General features: G+C 73.8%; 4 protein-coding genes. 2 read left to right on the forward strand and 2 right to left on the reverse strand.

Annotation, left to right across the window (positions count from 1 at the left end; genetic code table 11):
* Nucleotides 1–3: 3 nt before the first annotated feature.
* Nucleotides 4–618: a VanZ family protein gene (locus tag ACFWEG_RS13505; protein ID WP_387213513.1), complete on the reverse strand. Its 615-nt coding sequence runs from the start codon at nucleotides 616–618 to the stop codon at nucleotides 4–6.
* Between the two features lie 123 nt (nucleotides 619–741).
* Between ACFWEG_RS13505 and ACFWEG_RS13510 the strand changes: the two genes are divergently transcribed.
* The gene (locus ACFWEG_RS13510; protein ID WP_387213516.1) at nucleotides 742–2,391 is read left to right on the forward strand and encodes a DNA repair helicase XPB; all 1,650 of its coding nucleotides are present in this window, start codon (nucleotides 742–744) and stop codon (nucleotides 2,389–2,391) included.
* On the opposite strand, the gene ACFWEG_RS13515 is transcribed toward ACFWEG_RS13510, so the two are convergent.
* Entirely contained in the window at nucleotides 2,343–3,479 is a 1,137-nt protein-coding gene (locus ACFWEG_RS13515) for a glycosyltransferase 87 family protein (RefSeq protein WP_387213523.1), read from the reverse strand. The two genes, ACFWEG_RS13510 and ACFWEG_RS13515, sit on opposite strands and share 49 nt — an antisense overlap.
* Before the next feature lie 441 nt (nucleotides 3,480–3,920).
* Here ACFWEG_RS13515 and ACFWEG_RS13520 point away from each other — a divergent pair, with 441 nt between their 5' ends.
* Nucleotides 3,921–5,870 (forward strand): HelD family protein, encoded by a 1,950-nt coding sequence (locus tag ACFWEG_RS13520; protein WP_387213526.1) that lies wholly within the window; start codon nucleotides 3,921–3,923, stop codon nucleotides 5,868–5,870.
* Nucleotides 5,871–6,070 lie beyond the last annotated feature (200 nt).

The following is a 6,070-nucleotide window of genomic DNA, read 5'->3' on the forward strand; positions in this document are numbered from 1 at the left end:
CCCCTAGGCCGACTTCGCGAACCGGCTCCTGCGCGCGGGGCGGCGGGTGCGGGGGCGGTCCGGGTCGGGGTGCATGCGGCGGGCGAGGCGGCGGCCGAGGAGGAGGTAGCCGAGCAGCGCGCCGGTGGTGTTCATGATGACGTCGTCGATGTCGAAGGCGCGGCCCTGGATGATCGAGCCCTGCGCCAGCTCGACGAGGACCATCACGAGGACGGTCACGGCGACGACCCGCACCATCCGCATCCTGCCCGGCACGAGCAGCGGCAGCAGCACCCCGAACGGGACGCCGAGCAGGATGTTCCCCCCGACCTGCTTGAGCGCGGCGGCGACGGTGTAGTCCTCGAAGTAGTTGCGGAGGCTGTCACCGGGCTGCAGGTTCGTGTGGATCAGGTCCTCCGACGCGGCGGACGGCGTCAGCGTCAGCCGCGCCAGCACCGCGGAGAACGCGACGAGCCCGACGAACGCGACGGCGACGACCGCCGCGCGCAGCAGTACCGCCCCCCACGTGGGACGCCCGTCGTCGGCGGGCGGGCGTGGTGCTGCCGCCCCGTCCGCGCGCCCCCTCCGGGGCCACCGCACCGTCCGTTCCCTGCCCGCGGTCTCCGCATCAGCCGTCATGCGCGGCCGTATACCCCCGCCGGGCCCGCGCACGCCACCCGCACGCGCGGAACGTGCGGCACACTGGAGGTTTGGGCCGCGCCGTTCGGCGGTCGGCCCGTGCGTCACGAAAGGGAGCTCCTCTTGAACGGGCCGCTCATCGTCCAGTCCGACAAAACGCTCCTCCTGGAGGTCGACCACGACGCCGCGGACGCCTGCCGGCGGGCCATCGCGCCGTTCGCCGAGCTGGAGCGCGCCCCCGAGCACATCCACACCTACCGGCTGACCCCGCTCGGCCTGTGGAACGCCCGCGCGGCCGGGCACGACGCCGAGCAGGTCGTCGACGCGCTCGTCGCGTACTCCCGCTACCCCGTCCCGCACGCGCTGCTCGTCGACATCGCCGAGACGATGGACCGCTACGGCCGGCTCACCCTCTCCAAGCACCCCGCGCACGGCCTCGTCCTGACCTCCACCGACCGGCCGGTCCTGGAGGAGATCCTCCGCTCGAAGAAAATCGCACCGCTGGTCGGCGCCCGGATCGACGCCGACACCGTCGCCGTCCACCCCTCCGAGCGCGGCCAGATCAAGCAGACGCTGCTCAAGCTCGGCTGGCCGGCGGAGGACCTCGCCGGGTACGTCGACGGCGAGGCGCACCCCATCGCGCTCGACGAGAGCGGCTGGGCGCTGCGGCCGTACCAGAAGCAGGCCGTGGAGAACTTCTGGCACGGCGGCTCCGGCGTCGTCGTCCTGCCCTGCGGGGCGGGGAAGACGCTGGTCGGGGCGGGGGCGATGGCCGAGGCGAAGGCGACGACGCTGATCCTCGTCACCAACACCGTCTCCGCGCGGCAGTGGAAGCACGAGCTGGTGAAGCGCACCTCGCTCACCGAGGACGAGATCGGCGAGTACAGCGGCACCCGCAAGGAGATCCGCCCGGTCACCATCGCCACCTACCAGGTGCTCACCACCCGCCGGAAGGGCGTCTACCCGCACCTGGAGCTGTTCGACTCCCGCGACTGGGGCCTGATCCTCTACGACGAGGTGCACCTGCTGCCCGCGCCCGTCTTCAAGTTCACCGCCGACCTCCAGGCCCGCCGCCGCCTCGGCCTCACCGCGACGCTGGTGCGCGAGGACGGCCGCGAGTCCGACGTCTTCTCGCTCATCGGCCCCAAGCGCTTCGACGCGCCGTGGAAGGAGATCGAGGCGCAGGGCTACATCGCGCCCGCCGACTGCGTCGAGGTCCGCGTCAACCTCACCGACTCCGAGCGGCTCGCCTACGCGACGGCCGAGGCGGAGGAGAAGTACCGCTTCTGCGCCACGACGGCGACCAAGCGGCGCGTCACCGAGGCGCTGGTGAGGAAGCACGCCGGCGAGCAGACCCTCGTCATCGGCCAGTACATCGACCAGCTCGACGAGCTCGGCGAGCACCTCGGCGCGCCGGTCATCAAGGGCGAGACCACCAACGCGCAGCGCGAGAAGCTCTTCGACGCGTTCCGGGAGGGCGAGATCAGCGTCCTCGTCGTCTCCAAGGTGGCCAACTTCTCCATCGACCTGCCCGAGGCCACCGTCGCCATCCAGGTCTCCGGCACCTTCGGCTCCCGCCAGGAGGAGGCCCAGCGCCTCGGCCGCGTCCTGCGCCCCAAGGCCGACGGCCACGAGGCCCGCTTCTACTCCGTCGTCGCCCGCGACACCATCGACCAGGACTTCGCCGCCCACCGCCAGCGCTTCCTCGCCGAACAGGGCTACGCCTACCGCATCGTGGACGCGGACGACCTGCTGTCGGGGGGCGGGGCGTAGGAGGGCCGCGGCGCGGCGGTGGTGTCCCGGTGGCGCGCGGCGAGGGTGAGGAGGGTGAGGGTGAGCAGGGGGTAGGGGGCGGCGAGGGGCTGCTGCCACCAGGGGAGGTGGAGGTCGAGGTCGCCCGTGTGGGGGACGAGCCACATCGTGCGGGCGGTGAAGAGGGCGGTCGCGGCGAGGGCGAGGCGGGGACGGCCGTCGGCGAGGAGGACGGCGGTCAGGGGGACGCACCACACCCAGTGGTGGGACCAGCTGATCGGAGAGATGAGGAGGGCGGTGAACGCGGTGATCAGCAGGCCGTGCGCCCCGCCCGCGCGGCGGGCGAGCCAGAGGCCCGCGCCCGCGGTGACCGCCGCGGTGGCCGCCCAGGCGACCCCGGGCGTCTCCGTGTGGAGGACCCGCGCGACAAGACCCTGCAGCGACTGGTTGTCGACGATCCACGCCTTGCCGACCCGGTCCGTCTCGAACACCCGCCGGGTGAAGAAGTCGGCGGTCGCGGCCGGCAGGACGAGCGCGCCGAGCGCGACCGTCCCGGCGAACGACGCCAGCGCGGTCATCGCCTCGCGCCGGCGGCCCGTCAGCAGCAGGTGGACGATGAAGATGCCCGGCGTCAGCTTGATCCCCGTCGCGACGCCGAGCGCGAAGCCCCTGCCCAGGGCGGTGGGCGGGCGCGTCAGGTCCCACAGGACCAGGCACACCAGGGCGAGGTTGATCTGCCCGAACAGGACCGTCTGGAACACCGGTTCCAGCCAGATCCCGACCGCGGTCGCCGCGAGCAGCACCTCCGGCCGCGTCCGCCGGCCCGCGAGCCGGCACGACAGGTGGACCAGCAGCGCGAGCAGCGCCACGTTCCCGACGAGGAACGCGACCTTCAGGACGGCGACCGGCACCCACGTCGTCGGCACGAACAGGATCGCCGCGAACGGCGGGTACGTCGCCGGCAGCTCCCACTCCGTCACCGTGAACCCGTACAGGTCCGTCCCGTTCGCGACGGCGGCCCCCTCGGCCCGGTACACCAGCGTGTCCGCCATCGGCGTGGGCTGCACGGTGCACAGCACCGCGAGCGCGGCGAGCGAGACGAGCAGCAGGCCCGTTGCCCACGCGACACGTGCGGGCGGGCTCACGTTCCGGTACGCGATCACCCACCGACCCTAACGGCGGGGGCCTCGGCCCGCGGCGACGGGGGCCGCCACCCCGCTGTGGGCAATCGTGCCGCAGGGCGGCACGGGTGGGCACAGCGCAACGTGCCCAGCGCAAGCGACCGTACCCCGCGCCACGGTTGGCCCCCGCGGCGAAGCCGCACCCCGGCCGGAGGCCGGGCGGGGTCCGGGGCGGAGCCCCGCGGAAAAGGGTTCGCAGGGCGCGACGCGGGTCGCATAGGATCCTCGCTCCCGCGCGAGCACCCGCGCCGCCCCCCGGTCGGAAACCGGGCGGCAGTCGTCGATGTCGCGTACTCCGGAGGAAAGACCGTGGAACCCCTCGCGCGCGAGCGCGCTCACCTGTCCGCCTCGCGGGACGCCCTGCGCGCGATGCGCGAGGACGTCGAGGCGCTGGACATCAAGGACGTGACGGCGAACTGGGTGAACGCCGCCGTCCTGGAGGCCCAGATCGAGCAGCGCGTGAAGGCGCTCGCGGACCTCGCGCACACCCCCCTGTTCTTCGGCCGGCTCGACTACCGCGCGACGACCCAGGAGGGCGGCTCGTTCTACATCGGCCGCCGGCACGTGCACGACGGTGACGGCGACCCGATGGTCGTCGACTGGCGCGCCCCCGTCTCCCAGCCGTTCTACCGCGCGTCGAAGCGGGACCCGCAGGACGTGGACCTGCGGCGCCGATTCGGCTACACCGGCGGCGAGTTGACCGCGTACGAGGACGAGCACCTCACCGACCCCGCGGAGACGGAGCGCACCAGCGCCCTCCTCCAGGCGGAGATCGAACGCCCGCGCGTGGGTCCGATGCGGGACATCGTCGCGACGATCCAGCCCGAGCAGGACGAGATCGTCCGCGCGGGCCTGACCGGTTCGGTGTGCGTGCAGGGCGGGCCCGGCACGGGGAAGACCGCGGTCGGCCTGCACCGGGTCGCGTACCTGCTGTACGCGCACCGCGAGCGCCTCGCCCGCACCGGCACGCTGGTCATCGGCCCGAACGCGTCGTTCCTCCACTACATCGAGCAAGTGCTGCCCGCACTGGGCGAGTTGGATGTCAGGCAGGCCACGGTGGACGACCTCGTCGCCCACGTCGAGATCCGTGGCGCCGACTCCGCCGCGACCGCCGTCCTCAAGGGCGACGCCCGCATGGCGGAGGTCCTGCGCCGGGCCGTACGGGCCGGGGTGACGATGCCGACGGAGGGGCTCGTCGTCGTACGGGGGTCGCGCCGGTGGCGGGTGCCGTCGTACGAACTCACGGAAATGGTCGAGGAGTTGCTCGCCCGCGACATCCGCTACGGCGCCGCCCGCGACGCCCTCCCGCAGCGGATCGCGCACGCGGTCCTCGTCCGGATGGAGCGGGCCGGGGAGTCGCCGGACGACCGCGTGCAGGACGCCGTCGCCCGCAACCCCGCGGTGAAGGCCGCCGTCAAGGCGATCTGGCCGCCGGTCGAGCCGGCGAAGCTGCTGCTCCGGCTGCTCTCCGACGCCGACTTCCTCGCCGCGCAGGCCGAAGGCGTCCTCACCGCCGACGAGCAGAAGCTCCTCCTCTGGGAGAAGCCGCCCCGCAGCGTCCGCGCCGCGCGGTGGTCGCCCGCCGACGCCGTCCTGATCGACGAGGCCACCGACCTCGTCACCCGCACGCACTCCCTCGGCCACGTCGTCCTCGACGAGGCCCAGGACCTCTCCCCCATGCAGTACCGCGCCGTCGGCCGGCGCTGCTCCACCGGCTCCGCGACCGTCCTCGGCGACCTCGCCCAGGGCACCACCCCCTGGGCCACCCGCGCCTGGTCCGAGGCGCTCACCCACCTCGGCAAGCCCGACGCGCTCGTCGAGGAGCTGACCGCGGGGTTCCGCGTGCCCCGCGAGGTCATCGCCTACGCCTCCCGCCTCCTCCCCCACATCGCCCCCGGTCTCGCGCCCGTCGCGTCCGTCCGCGAGAACCCCGGCGCGTTCGACGTCCGCGCGGGGGGTTCCGTCCTCGCCGCCTGCGAGGACGCGCTCCTGCGCGAGGGCTCCGTCGGCCTCGTCGCCGCCGACGCGCGCGTCCCCTCCCTCGCCGCCGAGCTCTCCGCCGCCGGCCACGCCTTCCTCTCCCCCGGCGAGGAGACCTCCGCCACCGCCCGCCTCACCCTCGTCCCCGCCTCCCTCGCCAAGGGCCTCGAATACGACTACGTCGTCCTCGACGAACCCTCCGCGATCGTCTCCGCCGAACCCGACGAACGCACCGGCCTCCGCCGCCTCTACGTCGCCCTGACCCGCGCCGTCTCCGGCCTGACGGTCGTCCACCACACGGCCCTCCCACCGCAGCTCGCGTCCGGCACGGCGGTCTAGTCGGGCCGGGGTCCGCAAAAAACTCCAGCCCGGCCGGCGCTTGAGGCCGCCGGGCGCAGCCCGGTACCCGCGGCGGAGCCGCGAATCGCCCCTGCGGGCCGGGGGGCGGCCAACGCCGCCGCCGAGCGGCACGCATCTCGGCGCGAGCCCGAAGAACCGGCGCGAGCCCGCAAAAAATCTCAGCCCGGCCGGCGCTTGAG

This window comes from Streptomyces sp. NPDC060194 (assembly GCF_042728285.1).
Lineage (GTDB): Bacteria > Actinomycetota > Actinomycetes > Streptomycetales > Streptomycetaceae > Streptomyces.

What these genes read in the sequence shown, in the direction of transcription:
- ACFWEG_RS13505 (WP_387213513.1), bottom strand. Translation starts at nt 618, where the DNA reads ATGACGGCTGATGCGGAGACCGCGGGCAGGGAACGGACGGTGCGGTGG.
- ACFWEG_RS13520 (WP_387213526.1), top strand. Translation starts at nt 3,921, where the DNA reads ATGCGCGAGGACGTCGAGGCGCTGGACATCAAGGACGTGACGGCGAAC.